The following is a 21,128-nucleotide window of genomic DNA, read 5'->3' on the forward strand; positions in this document are numbered from 1 at the left end:
TCGACGGGCGCGCGAGGACCACGCGAGCTACCGCACCCGGGCCAGCAATCGTCGTCGGGCCTGGTGACTTGTTCGACGCAGCTTGCGCTTTCGTCGTCGAGTACGTGCGGCGAGTCGTGCCGGCGAGATCGGCTTGCGCCGAACCGCCGCGTCCGCAGCCGGTGGTTTGGTTTCGGCGGGTTGTGGTGTCTCGGTGATGGTTCCGCTGCGGAGGTAGTGTTCGAACAGTTCGCCGACCTCGTGGACTCGGTTGACCTGGGGTGGTCCTGGTGGGCTGCCGTCGAGTGGGTTCAGTGACCATCCGGCTCGCCCGGCGTCGCGGCCGTGGCGGATGATGCGGGTGCTCCATTGCCCGGGGTTGGGGCCGACCATCCGGTTGTGTGGTGGGCAGGCCGGTGCGGTGGTGTCGATGTCGGTGGTGCCGCCGTCGGCCCAATCTTTGTCGGCGTGATGTATTTCGACGATCGCGCTCGGATTGGAGCAGCCGGGTTTGGAGCATCCGCCGCCGCCGTCTTGGGCGAAGTGCATCAACCGTTGCGCCCGGTTGGCGAAGCGTTTGGCGGTGCCGAGGTACAGCGGCTGGGCGGTGTGATCTTTGAACACGGCGAGGTGGAAGTGCGCCTCGGCGGCCATCTCGATGATGTCGGCGATGGGCAGTTGGGTGCCGGTGGCGGTGTGCCCGAGGCCGGCACGATCCCGCAGGTCGGTTTCGTTGACCTTGACGATGATGTGTGGCGGCAGACCGCGGTGGCTCTTGCCGAGCACACCGCCGTCGAGGACCAGCTTGAACAGGGCTTCGAGGGCGTCGTGGTTGCGTTGGCCGGTGGATCGATTGTCGCGCCCGGCTGCCTCTTTCAGTTTCTCGATGTCGGCGTTGAGAGTCGCGCCGCGTGGGGAGTCCTTGTCGTCGGGATTGTTCATCCCGGGGGCGGCCATTTTCGCCAGGATCACGTCGAGCATGGCGCGGGTGGTGGGTGTGAGGGCACCGTCGATCTCGCTCATCGATTGGTCGTCTTGATCACCGATGAGTACCGAACGACGCCGGGCGCGGTCGCGTTCATCGGCCAGGGTGCCGTCGGGGTCGATGCGGCTCAACAGTTCGGCGCCGGCCTTCAGGATCTGTTTCGGTGTGAGGGTGCGGGCGAACTCGGCCAACATCGCCTCGGCCTTCTCGGCGACGTCGAGTGGCACCGAGCGGGGAATCTTCTTCACCACTTTCAACACGGCATCGACGTGGGCGGGTGTGGCGGCGCCGTCGGCGACCACCGCGGCCAGTCCCGCATAGCGTGGTGGGGTGAGTTCGCCCTGCAGGGACCGGAATTCGGTTAGGGCCCGCATGTGTCGCATGCGGCGGCGGTGATCGGGGATACGCAGATGGTGGGCCATCATCTCGCCGATGTGGCGGTAGCCGAGTTGGCCGGGCACGCCGCGGTCGTTGCAGTCCATCATCCGGCGATGCCCGATCAGACTCATCCGACGATGGGCACGTTCGTGTTGTTCGGCCACATCCAACACCGCGTCATCCATGGCGGGGGTGGTATCGACGGCATCGATACGGTCCAAAAGGTCATGCAACTGCGCATACAGTTGCTGCACCTCACTGACCTGATCTGTGCCCGACACTGTGTAGCCCCCCGACCGTCGTTCGAACGTATCTTCGAGAGTAGCGCCAAACTTTGATGCCTGCAACTGTCAATTTTCCGGGATGTCGGGACAGTCCGGGCGGTCGTGCAGTCGCGCCGCCCTCGCGCTACGAAGAGTCCGTAATCCTGGTGGGAACTTCGGCCAGTAGCGCCTCGGCGGACCGTAAGGTGAAGTCGCGCAACCACTCTGCAGGCCGGCCGCGATCGGGGAGATGTCGTCGTACGGCCGCGTATGGCAGGTCGACGAGTGCGAACGTGACCCGATCCATCACCTCGGCATCGGATGAGCCGTATCGGCGTCGGGCATATGACCGCACTACTTCGCGCGTTTGGTGATTGTGCGTTCGGAGTTCTGTGGCGAGTGTGTCCGGCCAGGCGCGCAACAGGTCCTGCTTGTCGTACTGCAGCAGCAGCGCGGACTCCCCGGGATGCGCGGCCGTCCAATCGAAACAGTGCGCGACCGCGGCTCGGGCGGCCTCGGTGGCATCGTCGCGCCGCAAGGCGGTGACGACGCCCTCCTGATATCGCGCGATGGAGCGTAGCCATAGCCGGGCCATCAGCTCGTCGCGGCTGGCGAAGCGGTGATAGACCGACCCCGACGGCGCCCCGATACGACGGGCGACGGCGGATGCCGTCGCCGCCGCTGGGCCGTCCTCGACGACGAGTTCGAGTGCGGCGTCGAGGATCTCGTCAATGCTGAAGCGCGGTTTTCGACCCACGGCCCCGGACCATGCTCGTTCCCTGCGCGGCGGCCACCGCACGCCGTATCCCATCGTCGCCGATGATGCTGATGTCGCATCGCGCAACGGCTTTGGTTCGGCCCGCGTGGACAAGTGTCGCGTGGGCGACCAGTTCACGCCCGTCGCGTGCGGGCGAGAGGTACTCGATCGAGAAGCCGCTGGTGACGATATCCGGACCGAGACCGAGCGCGGCGGCGTAGGTCAGTGCATTGTCGGCGAGGTAGCTCAGCACCCCGCCGTGGATGTAGCCGTACTGCTGACGCAGATCGTCGCGGACGTCGACCGCCAGTGTGACGCCATCGTCGCCGATGTGAGTCAGGCGTGCGCCGAGCATGCGACTGAACGGCTGGGCGTCAAGCACCGTACGTGCCAGATCCAGGTCAATCATTTATCAGAGACTGCTCTCTATTATTGTGTGTGTCAAGAGTGCGCCCGGATAGAATCCATCCGTGGATGGATTGACACGCCTATCCGCCGGGAGCAGGGTCGAACTGTGGTTAGGACGCTGAAGAACGACTGGTCGGGGCAAATCTTTCCGCACGCCGGCCGTCGCAAACCGCTCATCGGTGACCTGGGAGTCTCGAGCCCCAGACACCCCATCCTGGATTTGCTTGCGTGGGGCGCCGACCTCGGCCCCATCTTCGAGATGCGGATCTTTCGGCAGAACTTCGTGTTCGTGTCTAGTGCAGAGCTCGCCGCCGAGCTCTGCGACGAGACGCGGTTCTGCAAGGCGCTGCCACCGGCGATCACTGCCCTGCGGCAATACGCCGGCGACGGACTGTTCACCGCCGAGAACGACGAACCCAACTGGCAACTTGCACACGAACTGCTGATGCCCGCGTTCACCAAGTCGGCAATGCAGTCGTATCACCCGATCATGCTGGCCACCGCAGACGAACTCTTCGCATTCTGGGAACGGCAGGCCGGACCGGTGGACGTCACGCAGTCGATGACGAAACTGACCATGGAAACGCTGAGTCGTGCGGCGTTCAGCCACGACTTCGGGTCCTTCACCAGTCAGCAACCGCACCCGTTTGTCGGCGCCATGATCCGAGCATTGGAAACCGGGCGTCGCAAGGGTGGTCTGCTGACGGCGCCCGGAGGCGCGCTGCTCGGCAGGCTCATCGATCGGCGCAACGCGGGCCAGCAGACGTATGTAGATAAGATGCTCGACGACCTCATCGCCGAACGTTCGGCATCCTCCGACGATCACGATCTGCTCGGCATCATGCTCAACACCTCTCACCCGGAGAGCGGGGAGCGACTGTCACCGTTGAATATTCGATATCAGATCCTGACTTTCCTGGTGGCCGGCCACGAAACCACCTCGGGTGCGCTGTCATTCACGCTGTACTACCTGTCGCGGAACCCGCATTGCCTGGCGAAGGCGCAACAGGAGGCCGACGAGATCCTCGGTGACGACCCGGACGCGGTGCCGACCTTCGAGCAGATTCCGAAGTTTCGCTACATACGCCGATGTCTGGATGAGGCACTGCGCATTTGGCCGACGGTCCCGGCCTTCGCCCGCAGCCCGCGGGGCGAGACCATGCTGGCCGACGCCTACCGGATGCGGCCGCAGGACTGGGCGATCATCGTGCTCGGCTTCGTTCACCGAGATCCGTCCGTCTGGGACGATCCGGAGGTCTACGACCCGGATCGATTCCTCCCGGCCAACGTCAAGAAGCGTCCCGCGCACAGTTACAAACCGTTCGGTGCCGGGTTGCGGGCCTGTATCGGCCGCCAGTTCGCGCTGCATGAATCGGTACTGGTGCTCGCGCGCATCCTGCATCGATACGACCTCTCCGGTGACCCCGATTACGAACTCGCGGTGGACGAGCGACTCACCATGGTGCCCAAGGGGTTCGAACTCGATCTCGTGCCGCGACCTGCGCCCGCCCTGCTGCGGTGATCCGGCCGCCAGGTCACCAGAAGCGCCAGTGCGAGCAGGATCTCGGCGATGTCACCCCAGTAGTACATGAGCGTGCCACCGGCACGGATCTCTGCGGCCGGGGCGTCGATCGCGACAAACCATCCCGCGTAGAGCAGCTGTGCGATCACGGCGTGCCCGAAGATGGCCACACCGAGTACCACGAGCCGGGTCCGCACGCCGGGCCGGTGTGGCCCGGGGTCGGGTCCGGCGATCATCCAGGCGAACAGGTATCCGACCACGAAGAAATGCACATGAATCGCGGAATGTACGAGGTTGTTCCGCTCTGAGAGACCGAAGAGGCCGGTGAAGTACAGCGCCGCGAGACCTCCGATGTTGGCTGTCAGCAACACGATCGGATGAGTCATCACACGCGCCGGTGTGGAGCGGAACAGTCGAGTGATCGCGGCGCCCACCGACGGCGGCACAGATCGCAGCAGCAAGGTCAACGGTGCAGACAACACCAGCGCCAGCGGGGCAAACATTCCGATGAGCAGGTGGCCGAGCATGTGGTCGGCGAACCCATCGGATGTCGCCGGCCGGGCGGCGACCAGCAGTAAGGCCAACCCGGTCAGAAATCCGACCGTGCGCCAATGATCCCAGCCGCGGTTCTCACTGTGGCGCCGCCGCGCAGCGAGAACATATGTGGTCCCGGCAAATGCCGCCAGCACCAGGACAGCGATGGTGCCGGTGGGAACTGCGGTCTCGGCGCCATGTGCCAGCGTGTTCATCGTCCTGCGAGTGAGTCGACGCCAGGAACCGGTCGAGCGGTGCGTTGCAATAACCATCCGCCGACAACGAGTAGCGCGCCCAGGACCAGGAACCCGAGATCCCACAGCAGTTGGTGATCACCGCTGCGGACATGGTGAATCCGCAGGATGTGGTGGTCGATGACTCCCTCGACCAGGTTGAACATGCCCCAGCCGACCAGAACCCAACCCCACAGTGCCCGTGACGTCCACAGCCGGCGGCGGGCGTCGGTGACCCGGCTGTAGAGCAATGCCAGGCCGATGAGCACGGCCAGCCAGGTGAACGTGTGGAACAGCCCGTCCCACACCGTGTTGATCTGCAACCCGTGCACGGTGTCTGCCGAGTAGTAGTCCACACCGAGCCGATCGTCGTCGGTACCGGTCAGCATGTGGTGCCACTGCAAGAGTTGGTGCAGCAGGATGCCGTCGACGAATCCACCGAGACCGACGCCGAGGACCACGCCGGGTAGGGCAAGGCTGCGTGTCGACTGCTCGTGCGCTGCCGGGCCGGCTGCCGGGTCGCCGCGGGTCATGTTTCCTCGTCGAATCCCGGTGTGCGCTGTGCGGCCGCGACCGATCCGCCCGCCTCGTCGGCTGACTGCCCGCCACTCGTGGTGGTGCGACGATCGTCGGTGCCGTCTGGCTGTCGCTCGTCTTCGGCCACAGCGCCCGCCTCGGGTGTATCGCCGAAGTCGGGTTCCTCCTCGGCGAGGCGCTCATCCAGCGTGTCGCCTTCGCGCTGCTCGCGGGCGGTGACCCCGGTACGGTCGGCGGCTGACCAGCCCTCGGGAGGATCCATGCCCTCCTCGAGCGGGTCGAGCTGCAGCCGGTCCTCATCGAGATCCTCGGCGTCGACCGCGGAGGCGAGTTCGGGGTTCACCGAATCGGCCGGGTCGGGGACGTGCGGTTGGTCGTGTTCTGCTGCCATCGGTACTCCTCTCATCGCTGCGATGAGGGGGATACCCGAACCGGCATGGCGCCAACCATGCCGACGCCGGCGGCTCGACCGCGGTCATTCCCCGGTGAAGACCGGCTTCTCCTTGTTGGCGAACGCGCGGGGACCGACCTTGGCGTCCTTGCTCTTGAACACCGAGATGCCCAGCTTGGATTCGATCTCGAAGGCGTCGAGTTCGTGCATGCCCTCGGTGTCGCGCATGGTTTTGAGGATGGCCTGCACGGCGAGCGGGCCGTTGGCGGCGATGGCCTCGGCGATCTCGAGCGCCTTGTCCAAAGCCGATCCGTCGGGAACCGTGTGACCGATGAGGCCGTACTCCTTGGCCTCGGCTGCGGTGATGTGGCGTCCGGTCAGCAACAGGTCGGCGGCGATGGTGTACGGGATCTGCCGAGGCAGTCGCACCGCGCTGCCGCCGAGCGGGAACAGTCCCCATCGTGCTTCGGCCACACCGAACTTCGCGCTCTCGCCGGCCACCCGGATGTCGGTGCCCTGCAGGATCTCGGTACCGCCGGCTATGGCCGGGCCCTCGACCGCGGCGATCAGCGGCTTGGTGAGGCGCCGTCCCTTCAGCAATGCGGGCAGGCTCGCCGGGTTCCAGGTGCCCTGATCGGCGGTGTCCCCGGGGGAGTTCTTGTTCATCGCCTTGAGGTCCATGCCGGCGCAGAATGCGCCACCGGCGCCGGTCAGGATCGCCACGCGGATGTCGGGGTCGTCGTCGACCTGATCCCAGGCCTCGACCATGATCCGCATCATCTCCGCCGACAGTGCGTTCCGTGCCTGCGGACGGTTCATGGTCACGATCAGGACGTGGCCGCGCTTCTCGACGAGGCAGTCGGGAGCGTGGTCGGTGGCGGCTTGCGAACCGGCAACTGTGGTCATCGTCGTTCCTCGCGAAATCGGTGCGGATTGCTGCTTGCTCAAAACGATAACACGTTCTAATTTTGAGCCATGGCCTACACGATTGCCGACCTCATCGAGCATGCCGTCGATTTGATGCCCGAGCGCATCGCCCTGGAATCCGGCGACCGCACTCGCACATACGCAGATTTGGAGGCGCGCTCCAATGCGTTGGCCCACAAGCTCCGCGAGCTCGGCGTGCAACCCGGCGACCGCGTGGGTCTGTACAGCCGAAACACCATCGAGGCGGTCGAGTCGATGGTCGCGATCTTCAAGGCCCGCGCGGTCATGGTGAACGTGAATTACCGCTACGTCGAGGCCGAGCTCGAACACATCTTTACCGACTCCGGGATGAAGGTTCTCATCCACGAGCGACAGTTCTGCGAGCGGGTGTGCAACACGTTGCCGAATTGTCCGTCGATCGAGCATCGGATCGCGATTGACGACGGCAGCGATGCTTCGTTGAGTTGCAGCGGTTACGAGGACACCATCCCCTACGACGATGCGATCGCGGAGTCGTCGACCGAGCGCGACTTCGAGAAGCGCACCAATGACGACCTGTACATGCTCTACACCGGTGGCACCACCGGAAAGCCCAAGGGTGTGGTGTGGCGGCAAGAAGACGTGTGGCGGGTCCTCGGAGGCGGGATCGACTGGTACACCAGCGAACCCGTGGCCGATGAGTGGAAGCTCGCGCAGGACGGCGCTGCGGGCGGGCAGCTGGTGCGCTACCCGATCCCGCCGTTCATCCACGGCGGGTCGCAGTGGGCCATCTTCCAATCACTGTTCGCAGGCGGAAAAGCGGTGGTGTACCCGGAGTTCAGCGGCAGCGCCGCCTGGGACATTGTCGAACGTCACGGCGTGAACGTCATCTTCATCACCGGCGACGCGATGGGTCGGCCGATGATCGAGGCGTTGGCGGAAAAGGACGAACACGATCTGTCCTCAGTTGTATCCATCGCGTCGTCGGCATGCCTGTTCTCGCCGACCATCAAGGATCAATTCGTCGACCGGTTCCCCAATGCGGTGATCGTCGACGCGATCGGGTCGTCGGAAACGGGTTTCGGAGGTCTGAGTGTGGTGGCCAAGGGCGCGCCACACAGCGGTGGACCACGCGTGAAGGCGGACAGCGAGACCCATGTGCTGCGCGAGGACGGCACTCCGGTGGAGGCCGGCAGCGGTGAGGTGGGTGTGTTGGCCAGGTCCGGGCACGTGCCGCTGCGCTACCACAACGATCCGGAGAAGTCGGCCAAGACTTTCAAGGAGTTCAACGGGATTCGGTATTCGCTGCCGGGCGACAACGCTCAGCTGGAGGCGGACGGCACCATCACCATGCTCGGGCGCGGCTCGGTGTCCATCAACACCGGCGGCGAGAAGGTGTTCCCAGAGGAGGTCGAGGGGGCGCTCAAAGCCCATCACGACGTGTTCGACACCGTCGTCGTGGGCGTCGCCGACGATCGTTGGGGACAGCGGGTTGCGGCCGTGATCGCCACCCGAGATGGCGCGCGTCCCTCGCTCGCCGACCTCAATGACGTTGTGCGCAAGGAACTCGCCGGCTACAAGTGTCCGCGAAGCGTCTGGTTCGTCGATCAGATCAAACGCTCGCCCGCAGGCAAACCCGACTACCGGTGGGGTGCCGACGTCACCACCGAACGTCCCGCCGACGAGGCGCTGTAGCGCCGGAGATGAGCTGACATGCGTACTGAACTCGCCGAACGTTTCGGCATCGACTACCCGATCTTCGGATTCACCCCGAGTCAGCATGTGGCCGCGGCCATCAGTCGCGCCGGCGGCATGGGCGTCCTGGGCTGCGTGCGATTCAATGAGGCCGACGAACTCGACGAGGTCCTCGAATGGATGCACGAGAACACCGACGGAAAGCCCTTCGGTGTGGACATCGTGATGCCCGCGAAGATCCCCACCGAGGGCAGCCAGGTGGATCTGGATTCGATGATCCCGCCCGAGCACAAGGCGTTCGTGGAACGCACCCTCGACGACCTCGGTGTGCCACCGCTGCCCAACGGCGAACGGGTGAACGCCGGCGTGCTCGGCTGGCTGCACTCCGTCGCACGATCGCACGTGGACGTCGCGATGGAGCACACGCGAAAGTACGGGCAGATCAAGCTGATCGCCAACGCGCTGGGATCGCCGCCGGAGGATGTCATCGCGACCTCCCACGACAACGGCCTGCTCGTTGCGGCGCTCGCGGGGGCGAAGGAACACGCGTTGCACCATGTGGAGGCGGGCGTGGACATCGTGATCGCCCAGGGGTACGAGGGCGGCGGCCACACCGGCGAGGTGACGTCGATGATTCTGTGGCCGGAACTCGTTGATGCATTGGGTGACTCGGCGCCGGTGCTGGCTGCCGGCGGGGTGGGCAGCGGTCGGCAGATCGCCGCGGCGATCGCTCTCGGCGCGCAAGGCGTGTGGATGGGCACCTACTGGCTGACCGCCGCCGAATACAAGCTCGGCATGGCCCCGGACGCTGACGGACCGTCAACGGTGCAGAAGGCGCTGCTGAAGGCAACGTCGCGGGATACCGTGCGTCGCCGCATCTACTCCGGCAAACCCGCCAGGTTGCTGAAGACGAAGTGGACAGACGCCTGGGACGCCGACGGCGCGCCGGACGCGCTGCCCATGCCCTTGCAGAATCTGCTCGTCAGCGAGGCGCACGCGCGGATCTCGGCCGCCGACGATCCGGAGGTGGTGGCGATGCCGGCCGGTCAGATCGTGGGACGTTGCAACGAGATCACCCCGGTCGCCGCACTCATCGAGGATCTGGTTACCGAGTATGAGCAGGCGGTGGCGCGAATGAACACGACGTTGTCGACGCCGGTGAGCTGAACGTCCGTTTCGTCCGTGGGTGGATCGGCTATCTGTAGCGTTGTGCAACCGAAGGCCGATAAGCCTCACCCCGAGCGAAACGGACACCGATGACCCACCATCAGGCCAAGCAGACCGTCGACCGCGTCACCGACAGCCCGTGGTTCGAGCGGGCAGCGCGCGCCGGTTACCTCGTGACCGGTCTGCTTCACCTGCTCATCGCCTACATCGTGATGCGCATCGCCTTCGGTGGAGGCGGCAGCGCCGACCAATCTGGGGCGTTGGCGGTCTTCGCAGGTGAGCCCGGCGGGCAGGTGGTGCTCTGGGTGGCTGCGGTGGCCTTTGCCGCGCTGGCATTGTGGCGACTGGCCGAGGCGATTCTCGGTGGCAAGGCCAACGACCCGGATTCGTCGGACGGCGGTCTGAGCGAGTGGTTCGACCGCGGAAAGGCGTTGGCGCTGTTCGTCCTGTACCTGGGCCTGGCATGGTCGGCGATCAACTTCGCGACGGGCGGCGGGCAGTCCAGTGGGCAGCAAAATGCGGGCATGAGCGCGCGACTGATGCAGCACACCGGCGGCAAGGTGGTCCTGGTGATCGTCGGCCTGATTGTCATCGGCGTGGGCGCATACTTCATCTACAAGGGAGTCACGAAGAACTTCCTCGACGATCTCCGTCGTGGTGGTGGAACCGCGGTGACGACGACGGGGGTCATCGGGTACACGGCCAAGGGGGCGGTGATCGCCGGCGCGGGAATACTGGTGATCGTCGCAGCACTCCAGGCCGATCCGTCGAAGGCTGCCGGCATCGATGCGGCGATCAAGACCCTGGCGGGCCTGCCCGCGGGCCAGATCCTGTTGATCCTTGCCGCCGTTGGACTGGCCGCGTACGGGGTGTATTGCTTCGTCATGTCGCGTTGGGCGCGGATGTGATGGTCGCGCTGTATCCGGCTGCAGGTTCAGCGAGCAGCGGCGGCAATCATTGAGGTGCCGACACTGTGGCGCCGCAGAGATTTCGTCGTCCTACGGCGAGGCGACAGCGGTGAACGCGTACCTCCCGCCATGTCGAACCCAGGTGGGCGGGCCGGCTGATTCCCGGAGTTGACGTTTGACCGTCTTGAAGGTGGCCGTGTCCGGTAGTTCGCGGGTCAGCCGCACCCGATGCGGCCACTGTTTGGGCCCGAGATCGCTCTGGCAGCTCAGGAAGTCGGTGAACTCGTCTGGGTCGAGGCCCTCGTCGACCACCAGCACCGCCTCGATCTCGTCGCCGATCTCCACCGGCACGCCATAGACGGCGACTTGCCGAACGGCGCCATGCCGCAGCAGGATTCGTTCGATCGGTCCGGTGCCCAGGTTCTCGCCGTCGACTCGTAGCCAGTCGCCGAGCCGCCCGGCGAAATGCAGGTAGCCGTCGCCGTCGACCCAAGCGAGGTCGCCGGTGTGATAGACGCCGCCGCGCATTCGGCCGGCGGTTGCGTCCGGATCGTTGTAGTAACCGCTGAACAACCCCGGGCCAGAAGAATTCACGATCTCACCGACTTCGCCGACCGGTACCGGATCACCGGAGTCCGGGTCGATGACGGCAGTCGGCGCGCGCAGCGGGCCCAACGCATCCGGGGGAGTGTCGGGCGTGCGGGTGATGGCGACCCCGCCCTCAGTGGAGCCGAATCCGTCGATGACCCGGCACCCGAATCGGTCGGCGAACGCGGCGCGGTCGGCCGCTGATGCCTCGTTGCCGTACATGATGCGCAGCGTGTTGTCGGCGTCGTCGGATCGTTCCGGGGTGCTCAGGATGTAGTTCAGTGGCTTGCCGACATAGTTGGCAAAGGTCACTCCGTACCGTCGCACATCGGCAAGGAAACCGCTCGCGGATAAGCGGTCTCGGAGTGCGACGGATGCGCCGCCGGCCAACGCCACCGACCACCCCGCGATGACGGCATTGGAGTGGAACATCGGCATCGACAGATAGATGACATCGTCTCGGCCGATGTCGAAACGGTCGGCGAGCATTCGGCCACTCTCGGCGAACTTCCGCTGGGTGCACCGAACGGCTTTCGGGTCTCCGGTGGTGCCGGAGGTGAAGATCAGCATCATCAGATCGTCGGGTGCGGGGGTTTCGATGTCGCCCGGGTCAACCCGGCGGTTATCCTCTCCGCCGAACCGGCGGTGCGGGTCGTCGATGACCGGGATACCCACGTCGACGCCGTCGAGGAGATGGCGGCTTGCGCTGTCGGTCACCACGATCTGGCAGTCGGCGCGAGCGATGTCGGCGGCCAGGGACTCGCCACGGCGAGTCGTGTTGAGACCCACCAGTACGAAGGAACCCAGCGCGGCGGCTCCGAGGAGAACACTGAACTCCGGGGTGTTCTCCATCAACACCCCGACGTGCGGGGGTGCGTCGTGCGGCAACACCTCGCGCACCGCAGATCCCCACGACCGTGATGCGGCGACATGGTCTCGCCAGGACACGAACCCTTCGTCGTGGTGCAGGCCGCGGTCGTCGACGTCGGCGACCGCGTGGAGCAGGTCGGCGAGGGTCACGCCGGTGTGGCGGCCAGGTCGGCGCCGATCGCGGCCAGCACCACCGGTGCCGAGCCGAGGGTGAACTCGTTCTGCTTGGCGCGCAGGAAGTACCGGTGCACAGGGTGGCTGGTGTCCAGGCCGACGCCGCCATGCACGTGGACGGTGGTGTGCGCGATGCGATGTCCGGCTTCGGTGGCCCAGAACTTGGCGGTCGCGATGGCGGTGCGCAGATCGGTCTCGCTGCCGGTAGGGGCATCGGAGTGGAAGTTGGCCAGCATCCACGCCGCCTGGATGGTGGTCAGCGACAACCCTTGGGCGTCGATGTAGCCGTCGGCGAGCCGCTGGGCAACTGCCTGGAAAGAGCCGATCGCGCGGCCGAATTGTTCGCGTTCCCGGGCGTATTCGGCGGTGAGTTCCAATGCCCGGGTGACGATGCCGGACTGTTCGGCGCAGACGGCCAAAGTCAGGCGTTCGGCGACGTCACGTACGGCGGCCACCCCACCATTGAGCACCTGATCGGTGTCGACGACTGCTTCGGTGAAGTCGACCTGCCCGGTGGGAATCTTGCCGGTGCTGGACTCGGCGCGGACGGCTACACCAGGTGTCTCGCTGGGCACCAGTACCGCCAGCGGTCCGTCGGGCCCGGCCGCGTTGACCACGAAGGCATGCGCGGCCTCGGCGTAGGGCACGTTGATCTTGGTGCCGGTGAGCGTGACGCGTGCGTCGTCGACCACCGCGATGGCCGTGGGTGCGGCCACGTCGACGCCGAGATCCTCCTCGAAGGCAACCGTGAGGATCTGTTCGCCACCGGCTGCCGGGCCGATCACCGAATCACGCAGCGCCCGAGAGCCGCGGTTGGCAGCCACCGGTAGGGCGGCGCAGGCGTGCGCGGCGAAAGGCACCTGCGCAATCGCGCGGCCGAGTTCCTCGGCGACGACGGTGTTCTCGATGGCGCTCAGGTCGCCGCCGCGTTCGCCCGCCAGCGAGGATGCGACCTCGAGGCCGAGCAACCCGGCCGCGCCGAGCTCGCGCCAGAGCTCGGCGTCGACCGGGGCGCCGGATTCCTCCAGCGTGGCGACCCGTTCGGGGGTGCTGATCGTGGTGACGATGTCGCGAGTGAGTCCGCGGACGTCGTCGGCGGTCTCGGGGTAGGTGAAGTCCATGGTGGGGGCCTTCTCTGGAGGGTGAGTTCAGCGCCGAGCGGCGGGGAGGCCCAGGGCGAGCATGCCGATGATGTCGCGCTGGATCTCGTTGGTGCCGCCGCCGAAGGTGAGGATGAGCGAGGTGCGCTGGAAGCGTTCGAGGCGGCCGTTGAGGTGAGCGCCCGCGGACCCCTGACGCAGGGTGGCCGCGGGCCCGACCACTTCCATCAGCAGTCGATAGGCCTCGGTGGCGAACTCGGTGCCGAACACCTTGGTCGCCGACGCGTCGGCGGGACTCGGCGACCCGCCGGAGGCGGCGATGGAAGCGATCTTCCAGTTGATCAGCTTCAAGAACTCGACCTTGGCGTGCACCCGCGCGAGGTTGGCCTGCACCCACGGTGCGTCGATGACCCGCTGGCCGTCGCCGGTCTTGGTGTGCTGGGCCCAGTCGATGGTCTCGCGCAGCGCGGTCTGGATCGGGGCGGCGCTACACAACGCGACACGTTCGTGATTGAGCTGGTTGGTGACCAGCGACCAGCCGCCGCCTTCCTCGCCGACGCGGGCAGTGACCGGCACGCGGACATCGGAGTAATAGGTGGCGCTGGTGTCGACACCGGCCATCGTGTGCACCGGGGTGTAGTCGAAACCGTCGGCGGTGGTGGGCACGATGATCATCGAGATGCCCTTGTGCTTCTTGCCGCCGGGCTCCAGGGTGGTGGGATCGGTGCGGCAGGCCAGCCAGATGTAGTCGGCGTAGGGGACCAGACTCGTCCACATCTTCTGTCCGTTGATGACGTAGTCGTCGCCATCCCGGATCGCGGTGGTGCGCAGCGCGGCGAGGTCGGTGCCCGCGCCTGGTTCGGAATAGCCGATGGAGAAGTGCAGCTGACCTGCGGCGATCTTGGGGAGAAAGAACGACTTCTGCTCTTCGGTGCCGTGATGCATGATCGTGGGTGCCACCGAGTTGATAGTCAGGAAGGGTACCGGCGCGCCGGCGATCGCCGCCTCGTCGGTGAAGATCAACTGATCCATCATCGAGCGGTTCTGCCCGCCGTACTCGGTGGGCCATCCCAGCGCGAGCCAGCCGTCGGCGCCCATCTGGGCGACCACGTCGCGATAGGCGTCGCCCTCACCGAGTTCACCGCCGTCGCCCCCGCTGAGCGCGGCGCGGCGTTCGTCGGTCATCAATCCGGCAAAATATGACCGGAGCTCCCGGCGGAGGTCGGCCTGTTGATCGGTGTAGGCGATACGCATCGGGGTCTCCGTGTCATAGTGGACAGCCGTGTGGCGGCGGGCACATGCTCGCCAACTTCTGAAACACGTTCTAACCTGTAGATCACAACCCGTCAACCAGACCAAGAGTCGGGAGAAGGAGTTCGGTATGCGAATCAAGGCAGATTTCGACCTGTGCGAGTCCAACGCCGTGTGTGTGGGTATGGCGCCGGACGTCTTCGACCTCGACGACAACGACTACCTGGTGATTCTCAAGGAAGATGTCACGCCCGAGCGTGAGGAGGAGATGCGCCAGGTGGTGGCCAGCTGCCCCAAGTCTGCGCTGTCGCTCGAGTGAGTCCGGCTGGGCAATTCTGACCAACCGGTTCCGGTTGCCGCGCGTTCGTGCTAGAACAGGTTCTAGTTTTTGAATCCTTTGGGAAAGGGTGAGGCGTGAGCCGGTCGTTGGACGGACGTGTGGCGGTGGTGACGGGTGCCGGTGGCGGACTCGGGCGTGCGGAGGCCATCGGCCTCGCCGCCGAGGGCGCGACGGTGATCGTCAACGATCTCGCCGCGTCGCTGGACGCCAGCGACGTGATCGACGTGATCGGCTCCGCCGGTGGGCGTGCGGTCCCGGTGGCCGGTGACATCGCCGACTCGGCCACCGCCACCGAGATCATGCGCACCGCCACCGGTGACCTCGGCGGTCTCGACATCGTGATGAGCAATGCGGGCATCACCCGCGACAAGATGCTCTTCAACATGACCGACGACGAGTGGGACCTGGTGATCCGGGTGCACCTCCGGGGGCATTTCCTGCTCAACCGCAATGCCGCAAGCCACTGGCGCAGCGCCTCCAAGGCGTCCGGTGCGCCGGTCTACGGTCGGCTGATCAACACCGCATCCGAGGCCGGTCTGCTCGGCCCGGGCGGGCAGGCGAACTACGCCGCCGCCAAGTCCGGCATCATCGCGCTGACCGTCTCCGCCTCGCGGGCGCTGGCTCGTTACGGGGTCATGGCCAACGCCATCTGCCCGCGCGCCCGGACGTCGATGACGTCGGATGTGTTCGGTGACGCCCCGGCCGACGGGGTCGACCCACTCGGACCCGAGCACGTCGTCACCTTGGTGAAATATCTGGCCGGGCCCGACGCCGCCAACATCAGCGGGCAGGTCTTCGTCGTCTATGGCGGCAAGGTGATGTTGATGGCCGCCCCGACGGTCGAGGAGACCTTCAGCGCGGTCGGTGATGCGTGGGATGACGCCGACCTGACCAAGACTCTGACCAGCTACTTTTCCGGTCGAGACGCGGCACGGTCGTTCTCGGCGAGTGAACTGGTCGACTGACCAATTATCTCGCGCAGTGCGTGATAGGTTCGCGGTGTTCGACGGGCGGGCACTTTCGGCGGGTAGCAACCCGGGGGGATAGGAGTGTTGGTGTTCGAGAAGGTCGCGACGCCCATGGCAGGCGTTGGAGACTTCGTCGCGCTGGGGGTGGAATCGTCTCGTCAGCTGCTACGGCGTCCGTTCCAGTGGCGTGAGACCGTCGAACAGTCCTGGGTCATCGCGCGGGTCTCGATGGTGCCGACGCTGCTCGTCGCCATCCCGTTCACGGTGCTCGTCAGCTTCACCCTGAACATCCTCTTACGCGAGATCGGCGCCCAGGACCTGTCCGGGGCGGGTGCCGCCTTGGGCACCATCACCCAGATCGGACCGATCGTCACCGTGCTCATCGTGGCCGGTGCCGGTGCCACCGCGATCTGCGCCGACCTCGGCGCGCGCACGATCCGGGAAGAGATCGACGCGATGAAGGTACTGGGCATCAACCCGATCCACCGACTCGTCGTCCCGCGCATCATCGCCTCGACCGGCGTCGCGATCCTGCTCAACAGTCTGGTCTGCACCATCGGCATCGGCGGCGGATTCATGTTCTCGGTGTTCCTGCAGGACGTGAACCCGGGTGCGTTCATCGCGAACCTGACGTTACTCACGGGCTTCGGTGAACTGATGATCTCGATGGTGAAGGCCGCGCTGTTCGGTCTGTTCGCCGGGATGGTCGGCTGCTCTCAGGGCCTCAACGTCAAAGGCGGCGCCAAGGGGGTGGGCGACGCGGTCAACGAGACCGTCGTCTATTCGTTCATGGCGCTGTTCGTGGTGAACGTGGTGGTCACCGCGGTCGGTCTCAAGGCGACGGCGGGCTGAGCGATGGTTCTTCCGTTCACCACCCGCCTGCGCAGTGCCCGCGTTGCGGTCAAGCGCGCCGGCGAGGACTGGGACCAGATCGGCGATCAGGCACTGTTCTACTGGGACAGCATCATCGCGATCCCGCGCGCGCTCAAGCAGTACAAGAAGGAGACATTGCGGCTGATTGCCGAGATCTCCATGGGCACCGGCGCGCTGGCGATGATCGGCGGCACCGTGGTGGTGGTCGGCTTCTTGACGCTGTTCACCGGCGGCACCATCGCCGTGCAGGGCTACAGTTCGCTGGCCAACATCGGCGTCGAGGCGCTCACTGGCTTCTTCTCCGCGTTCATCAACGTCCGCATCGCGGTGCCGGTGATCGCTGGTATCGCCCTGGCCGCCACCATCGGCGCCGGCGCGACCGCGCAGCTCGGCGCGATGCGGGTCAGTGAAGAGATCGACGCGCTCGAGACGATGGCGATCTCGTCCATCCCATACCTGGTCAGCACCCGGATCGTGGCGGGGCTGATCGCGATCATCCCGTTGTACTCATTGGCCTCGCTGGCGTCGTTTCTGGCCAGCCGGTTCGCGACGGTGTTCCTCTACGGTCAGTCGCCCGGCGTCTACGACCACTACTTCAACACCTTTCTGATCCCGTCGGACATCCTGTGGTCGTTCGTGCAGGCCATCTGCATGGCGGTCGCGGTGATGCTCATCCACACCTATTACGGCTACAACGCGTCGGGCGGCCCGGTGGGTGTGGGTGTGGCGGTCGGCAACGCCGTGCGCGCCTCGCTGGTCGTGGTCGTGGTGATCACCCTGCTCACCTCGCTCGCCATCTACGGCGTCGACGGCAAGTTCAACCTGGCGGGATAGGGCCGAACAGACATGGCACGACGACAAGAACGCAGCAGAGGTGTTCGGCGTACCGCCGCGGTCATCATGGTCGGCGGACTCGTCGCGATCATCGCGGCCGCGTCGGGACAGTTCCTCGGCTGGTTCGGTTCCACGCAGACGGTGACGGTGCAGGCGCCGCGGGCGGGACTGGTGATGAGCCCCGACGCCAAGGTGCGGCTGCGTGGGGTGCCGGTCGGCCGCGTGGACTCGATCGACACCGGCGGGGACGAGGCCGTCCTGACGCTGAGCATCGACTCCGACCAGATGAGCCAGATTCCGGGCAATGTCGGCGCCGACATCAAGTCCAATACGGTCTTCGGTGCCAAAGCGGTCAATCTGGTGGTGCCGGAGTCGGGGCCGAGTGGTCGGCTCCGACCCGATCAGACCATCACCGCCGACCACGTCGTGGTGGAACTCAACACCGTGTACCAACAGCTGGTCAATGTGCTCGCCGAGCTGCAGCCGGAGAAGCTCAACTCCGTTGTCGGTGCGGTGAACACCGCTCTGGCCGGGCACGGCGACGAGGTGGGTGCCGCGCTCGAGCAGCTGTCGAACCTGCTGGCCAAGACCAACAAAGAACTGCCCGAACTCAACGAGTTGATCCGGCAGGCTGCGACCACCACCAACGTGTACGCCGATGCGATGCCCGACCTGATGCGTACCGTCGACAACGTGACCTACCTGGGCAACACCCTGGTCGACAACTCCGCCAATCTCGATGCTCTGCTCATCAACGCCACCGGGATGGCCGACACCATCAACGGCGAGCTCGCGCCATCGAAGCAGACGCTGATCTCCGCGCTCACCAACCTGGACCCGGTGTCGCAGCTGTTGGGTTATCAGTCGCCGGGCATCAAGTGCTTCCTGACCACGTCGGCGGTGTCGGCCGACGTGGCCAAGCCCTACTTCGGCGGCAAGAACGGCACGCTGTCGCTCTACGCCGGCCTACTGCCCGGCAAGGAGCCCTACACCTACCCGGAGAGTCTGCCACGCGTCGATGCGGCGGGTCCGCCGACATGTGCGGGCGGGTTGAGCGACCCGACCACCAAGGTGCACTCCGACTTCTATGTGACCGACAATGCGCCGGTGCCGTATCAGCCCCGGACCAAACCGAAAGCCAACCGCGAGAAATTGTTCCAACTGCTGTTCGGGGAGCCGGGGCGTGGATAACCGTGCGCGCGCGTTTCGCGCGACCGTCATCAAGCTCGGTGCGTTCGCCATCGTCATGGTCCTGGTGTTCGTCGGGCTCGTGGTGGTCTTCAGCAACTATCGGTCCGGCAAGTCCGACGACTACCGGGCCGTGTTCACCAGTGCCTCGGCGATGAAATCCGGTAGCAAGGTCAAAATCGCCGGCGTCGAGGTCGGCCAGGTCTCGGGGGTATCGCTGACTCGCGACAACAAGGCCGAGGTGGAGTTCTCGGTGGACCGCGAGTACCGCCTGCCATCCTCGGTGCGCGCGCTGATCCGCTACGAGAATCTCACCGGCGACCGGTATCTGGAGCTCGAACAGGGTAGTGGGGCCGCCGGTGAGTACCTGTCGCCCGGTGATCGGATTCCGGTGGATCAGACCGAGCCTGCGCTGGATCTCGACAAACTCCTCGGCGGTTTCAAACCGTTGTTCCGCACCCTCGATCCCGATGAGGTCAACGAGCTGTCGGCGTCGATCGTGGCGGTGTTCCAGGGGCAGGGCCCGGCGCTGAACAAGTTGCTGGCCGACACCGCGTCGTTCACCGGCGCGCTCGCCGACCGCGACCAATTGATCGATCAGGTCATCGACAACCTCAACACCACCCTGAGCACCCTCGACGGTGACCGGACCGGCCTCGACAGCAGTATCGACCAACTGCAGCAGTTGGCCTCGGGGCTCGCCGAGCAGCGCGGGGTCATCGGGAACTCGCTGACCCAGACGTCGAAGGTGACCAACGGTCTGGCCGACCTGTTGCAGACCACGCGGCCGGATCTGCAGCAAATGGTGGCCAACACCGGCAGCACGTCCCAGGAACTGCTCAACGCCGAACCGTATCTGCGGTCCCTGATCCCGCGGTTGCCCAACGACTTCAAGATGCTGTCCAACCTGGGCTCCTACGGCGCCTGGTTGCAGATCTACTTCTGCCGAATCCGGTTGCTGCTCACCGGTCCCGGCGGCAAACAGTACTTCTACACGTCCAATGACGTGATGGGTGACAAGACCAAGGCAGGCGGGAGGTGCGCGACGCAATGACCGGACCGTTCGGCAGGCTGTTCGGCAGCCAGCGCAGCGAGTCGACCGAGGCCGAGGTCTCCCGCGAGGCCAAACGCGGCGGACGCAGCCGCGCCGGCATCGGCGTCATCGGCGTGGTGGTGACCACGCTCGTCGTGGTGGTCGCGATGCAGATGGACAACCTGCCTTATCTCCGCCCGATCAGTTCCTGCACCGCTTATTTCGACGACGCCGGCGGCCTGGTCGCCGGTGACATCGTGACCGTCGCGGGTGTCAACGTGGGCACGGTGCAGAACATCGAACTCGCCCCGACCGACGATGGCACCAAGGCGGCGGTGACGTTCCGGATGAACGACACCGTGGTCCTGGGCACCGAGACGCAGGCGGCCATCAAGACCGAGACGGTGCTCGGTCGGCGAAATCTGACCATTCTGCCGCACGGCACCGGTCGGATCGAGCCGGGCGGAGAAATCCCGAATCGCAACACCGTCGCGCCCTATTCGCTCACCGATGCCCTCGACGACGCCACCACCACGCTGTCGGAGACCGACACCGACCAACTCAACGAGGCATTGACCACGATGTCGGCGGCCTTCTCCGACACCCCCGACCAGGTGCAGGACGCGGTTGACGGAGTGGGGCGGCTGTCGAAGGCGATCGCCGATCGCGACAACACCCTGCGTGAACTGCTCGCCAAGGCCAACGGCGTGACCAAGATCCTCGGCGACCGCAACCAACAGATCAACTCGCTTCTGGTGGATACGAATTCATTGCTCGGCGAGCTACAGATGCGTCGTGCGGCGATCGCCGAACTGATCACCGGCGCCCGCGACGTGTCCGCGCAGATCAGCGGATTCATCGCCGACAACAACCAACAGCTCACGCCCACGCTGGAGAAACTCGACGGCGTGCTCGACATCCTGAACGACAACGAGCAGAGTCTGCGCGAGACCATCGACCGGCTCGTACCGTATGCGAACGCGCTGGGTGAAGCCGTCGCCAACGGCCCGAACTTCGACTCTCTGGTGGGTGTCTCCACCTTCGGCGACTACACCGCGACCTTCCTCAAGGTGCTGCAGCAGAAGTACCCGGAGGCGGCGAAGGCGTTCAGCTACAGCGGCTTCCCGCTGCTGCCGAACGGCTGGAGCGAGGCGCCGCCGGCCGGCAGCCGGCCCGAGTCGCCAAAGCCCCCGCCCGCGACCTATCCGACACCACCGCCGACGAGTTCGAGATCAGGAGGCTAGCG

The 21,128-nt window shown here is 65.6% G+C and carries 21 protein-coding genes; 11 read left to right on the forward strand and 10 right to left on the reverse strand.

The annotated features are described in order from the left end of the window. Positions 1-27 precede the first annotated feature (27 nt). The 3 genes from VX037_RS13185 to VX037_RS13195 all read right to left on the reverse strand — a co-directional run bounded on the left by VX037_RS13185 (position 28) and on the right by VX037_RS13195 (position 2,771). Entirely contained in the window at positions 28-1,596 is a 1,569-nt protein-coding gene (locus VX037_RS13185; protein WP_328714618.1) for an HNH endonuclease signature motif containing protein, read from the reverse strand. A 154-nt stretch (positions 1,597-1,750) separates the two neighbouring features. Then, positions 1,751-2,362 (reverse strand): TetR/AcrR family transcriptional regulator, encoded by a 612-nt coding sequence (locus VX037_RS13190; protein WP_287016910.1) that lies wholly within the window; start codon positions 2,360-2,362, stop codon positions 1,751-1,753. After that, complete coding sequence (locus tag VX037_RS13195) at positions 2,334-2,771, reverse strand: PaaI family thioesterase (protein ID WP_287016909.1); 438 nt, start codon at positions 2,769-2,771, stop codon at positions 2,334-2,336. The genes VX037_RS13190 and VX037_RS13195 overlap by 29 nt, the downstream gene beginning before the upstream one ends. 105 nt (positions 2,772-2,876) lie before the next feature. Here VX037_RS13195 and VX037_RS13200 point away from each other — a divergent pair, with 105 nt between their 5' ends. Then, on the forward strand, positions 2,877-4,292 hold the full coding sequence (locus VX037_RS13200; protein WP_328714619.1) for a cytochrome P450: 1,416 nt from the start codon (positions 2,877-2,879) through the stop codon (positions 4,290-4,292). On the opposite strand, the gene VX037_RS13205 is transcribed toward VX037_RS13200, so the two are convergent. The 4 genes from VX037_RS13205 to VX037_RS13220 form a co-directional block, all read right to left on the reverse strand. Further along, positions 4,199-5,041 (reverse strand): cytochrome c oxidase assembly protein, encoded by an 843-nt coding sequence (locus VX037_RS13205; protein ID WP_287016907.1) that lies wholly within the window; start codon positions 5,039-5,041, stop codon positions 4,199-4,201. The genes VX037_RS13200 and VX037_RS13205 overlap by 94 nt on opposite strands. Then, the gene (locus tag VX037_RS13210) at positions 5,038-5,592 is read right to left on the reverse strand and encodes a DUF2243 domain-containing protein (RefSeq protein ID WP_287016906.1); all 555 of its coding nucleotides are present in this window, start codon (positions 5,590-5,592) and stop codon (positions 5,038-5,040) included. The genes VX037_RS13205 and VX037_RS13210 overlap by 4 nt, the downstream gene beginning before the upstream one ends. Continuing rightward, complete coding sequence (locus tag VX037_RS13215) at positions 5,589-5,987, reverse strand: hypothetical protein (protein WP_287016905.1); 399 nt, start codon at positions 5,985-5,987, stop codon at positions 5,589-5,591. Before VX037_RS13215 ends, VX037_RS13210 begins: the two co-directional genes overlap by 4 nt. 84 nt (positions 5,988-6,071) lie before the next feature. After that, positions 6,072-6,893, reverse strand: coding sequence for a crotonase/enoyl-CoA hydratase family protein (locus tag VX037_RS13220; RefSeq protein WP_287016904.1), 822 nt, complete (start codon positions 6,891-6,893; stop codon positions 6,072-6,074). A 69-nt stretch (positions 6,894-6,962) separates the two neighbouring features. Here VX037_RS13220 and VX037_RS13225 point away from each other — a divergent pair, with 69 nt between their 5' ends. The 3 genes from VX037_RS13225 (at position 6,963) to VX037_RS13235 (ending at position 10,663) form a co-directional block, all read left to right on the forward strand. Continuing rightward, complete coding sequence (locus VX037_RS13225; RefSeq protein WP_328714620.1) at positions 6,963-8,588, forward strand: acyl-CoA synthetase; 1,626 nt, start codon at positions 6,963-6,965, stop codon at positions 8,586-8,588. A gap of 18 nt (positions 8,589-8,606) precedes the next feature. Further along, complete coding sequence (locus VX037_RS13230; protein WP_328714621.1) at positions 8,607-9,755, forward strand: NAD(P)H-dependent flavin oxidoreductase; 1,149 nt, start codon at positions 8,607-8,609, stop codon at positions 9,753-9,755. A gap of 89 nt (positions 9,756-9,844) precedes the next feature. After that, entirely contained in the window at positions 9,845-10,663 is an 819-nt protein-coding gene (locus VX037_RS13235) for a DUF1206 domain-containing protein (RefSeq protein WP_287016903.1), read from the forward strand. Positions 10,664-10,753: 90 nt separating this feature from the next. On the opposite strand, the gene VX037_RS13240 is transcribed toward VX037_RS13235, so the two are convergent. Genes VX037_RS13240 through VX037_RS13250 form a run of 3 tightly spaced genes read right to left on the reverse strand, consistent with a single transcriptional unit; the run spans position 10,754 to position 14,649 of the window. After that, the gene (locus VX037_RS13240) at positions 10,754-12,271 is read right to left on the reverse strand and encodes a long-chain-fatty-acid--CoA ligase (protein WP_328714622.1); all 1,518 of its coding nucleotides are present in this window, start codon (positions 12,269-12,271) and stop codon (positions 10,754-10,756) included. After that, positions 12,268-13,416, reverse strand: a complete 1,149-nt coding sequence (locus VX037_RS13245) for an acyl-CoA dehydrogenase family protein (protein ID WP_328714623.1) — start codon at positions 13,414-13,416, stop codon at positions 12,268-12,270. The genes VX037_RS13240 and VX037_RS13245 overlap by 4 nt, the downstream gene beginning before the upstream one ends. A 27-nt stretch (positions 13,417-13,443) precedes the next feature. After that, positions 13,444-14,649: an acyl-CoA dehydrogenase family protein gene (locus VX037_RS13250; RefSeq protein WP_328714625.1), complete on the reverse strand. Its 1,206-nt coding sequence runs from the start codon at positions 14,647-14,649 to the stop codon at positions 13,444-13,446. 127 nt (positions 14,650-14,776) lie between these two features. Here VX037_RS13250 and VX037_RS13255 point away from each other — a divergent pair, with 127 nt between their 5' ends. From VX037_RS13255 to VX037_RS13285, 7 genes are all read left to right on the forward strand, one after another. After that, positions 14,777-14,965 carry a ferredoxin gene (locus VX037_RS13255; RefSeq protein WP_235726074.1) on the forward strand — a complete coding sequence of 63 codons (189 nt, stop codon included), beginning with the start codon at positions 14,777-14,779 and terminating at the stop codon, positions 14,963-14,965. Between the two features lie 95 nt (positions 14,966-15,060). Next, positions 15,061-15,951 carry a 3-oxoacyl-ACP reductase gene (locus tag VX037_RS13260; protein WP_287016899.1) on the forward strand — a complete coding sequence of 297 codons (891 nt, stop codon included), beginning with the start codon at positions 15,061-15,063 and terminating at the stop codon, positions 15,949-15,951. Positions 15,952-16,065: 114 nt separating this feature from the next. Further along, a complete protein-coding gene (locus VX037_RS13265) occupies positions 16,066-16,806 on the forward strand; it encodes an MlaE family ABC transporter permease (protein ID WP_442903670.1) in 741 nt (246 codons plus the stop codon). Between the two features lie 3 nt (positions 16,807-16,809). Beyond that, positions 16,810-17,661 (forward strand): MlaE family ABC transporter permease, encoded by an 852-nt coding sequence (locus VX037_RS13270; protein WP_266060005.1) that lies wholly within the window; start codon positions 16,810-16,812, stop codon positions 17,659-17,661. 12 nt (positions 17,662-17,673) lie between these two features. Beyond that, positions 17,674-18,852: an MCE family protein gene (locus VX037_RS13275; RefSeq protein ID WP_287016897.1), complete on the forward strand. Its 1,179-nt coding sequence runs from the start codon at positions 17,674-17,676 to the stop codon at positions 18,850-18,852. Continuing rightward, positions 18,845-19,903: an MCE family protein gene (locus tag VX037_RS13280; RefSeq protein WP_328714628.1), complete on the forward strand. Its 1,059-nt coding sequence runs from the start codon at positions 18,845-18,847 to the stop codon at positions 19,901-19,903. The genes VX037_RS13275 and VX037_RS13280 overlap by 8 nt, the downstream gene beginning before the upstream one ends. Next, positions 19,900-21,126 (forward strand): MCE family protein, encoded by a 1,227-nt coding sequence (locus VX037_RS13285; protein ID WP_328714630.1) that lies wholly within the window; start codon positions 19,900-19,902, stop codon positions 21,124-21,126. Before VX037_RS13280 ends, VX037_RS13285 begins: the two co-directional genes overlap by 4 nt. Positions 21,127-21,128: the final 2 nt, after the last annotated feature.

Source organism: Gordonia sp. Z-3 (assembly GCF_036233855.1).
Lineage (GTDB): Bacteria > Actinomycetota > Actinomycetes > Mycobacteriales > Mycobacteriaceae > Gordonia > Gordonia tangerina.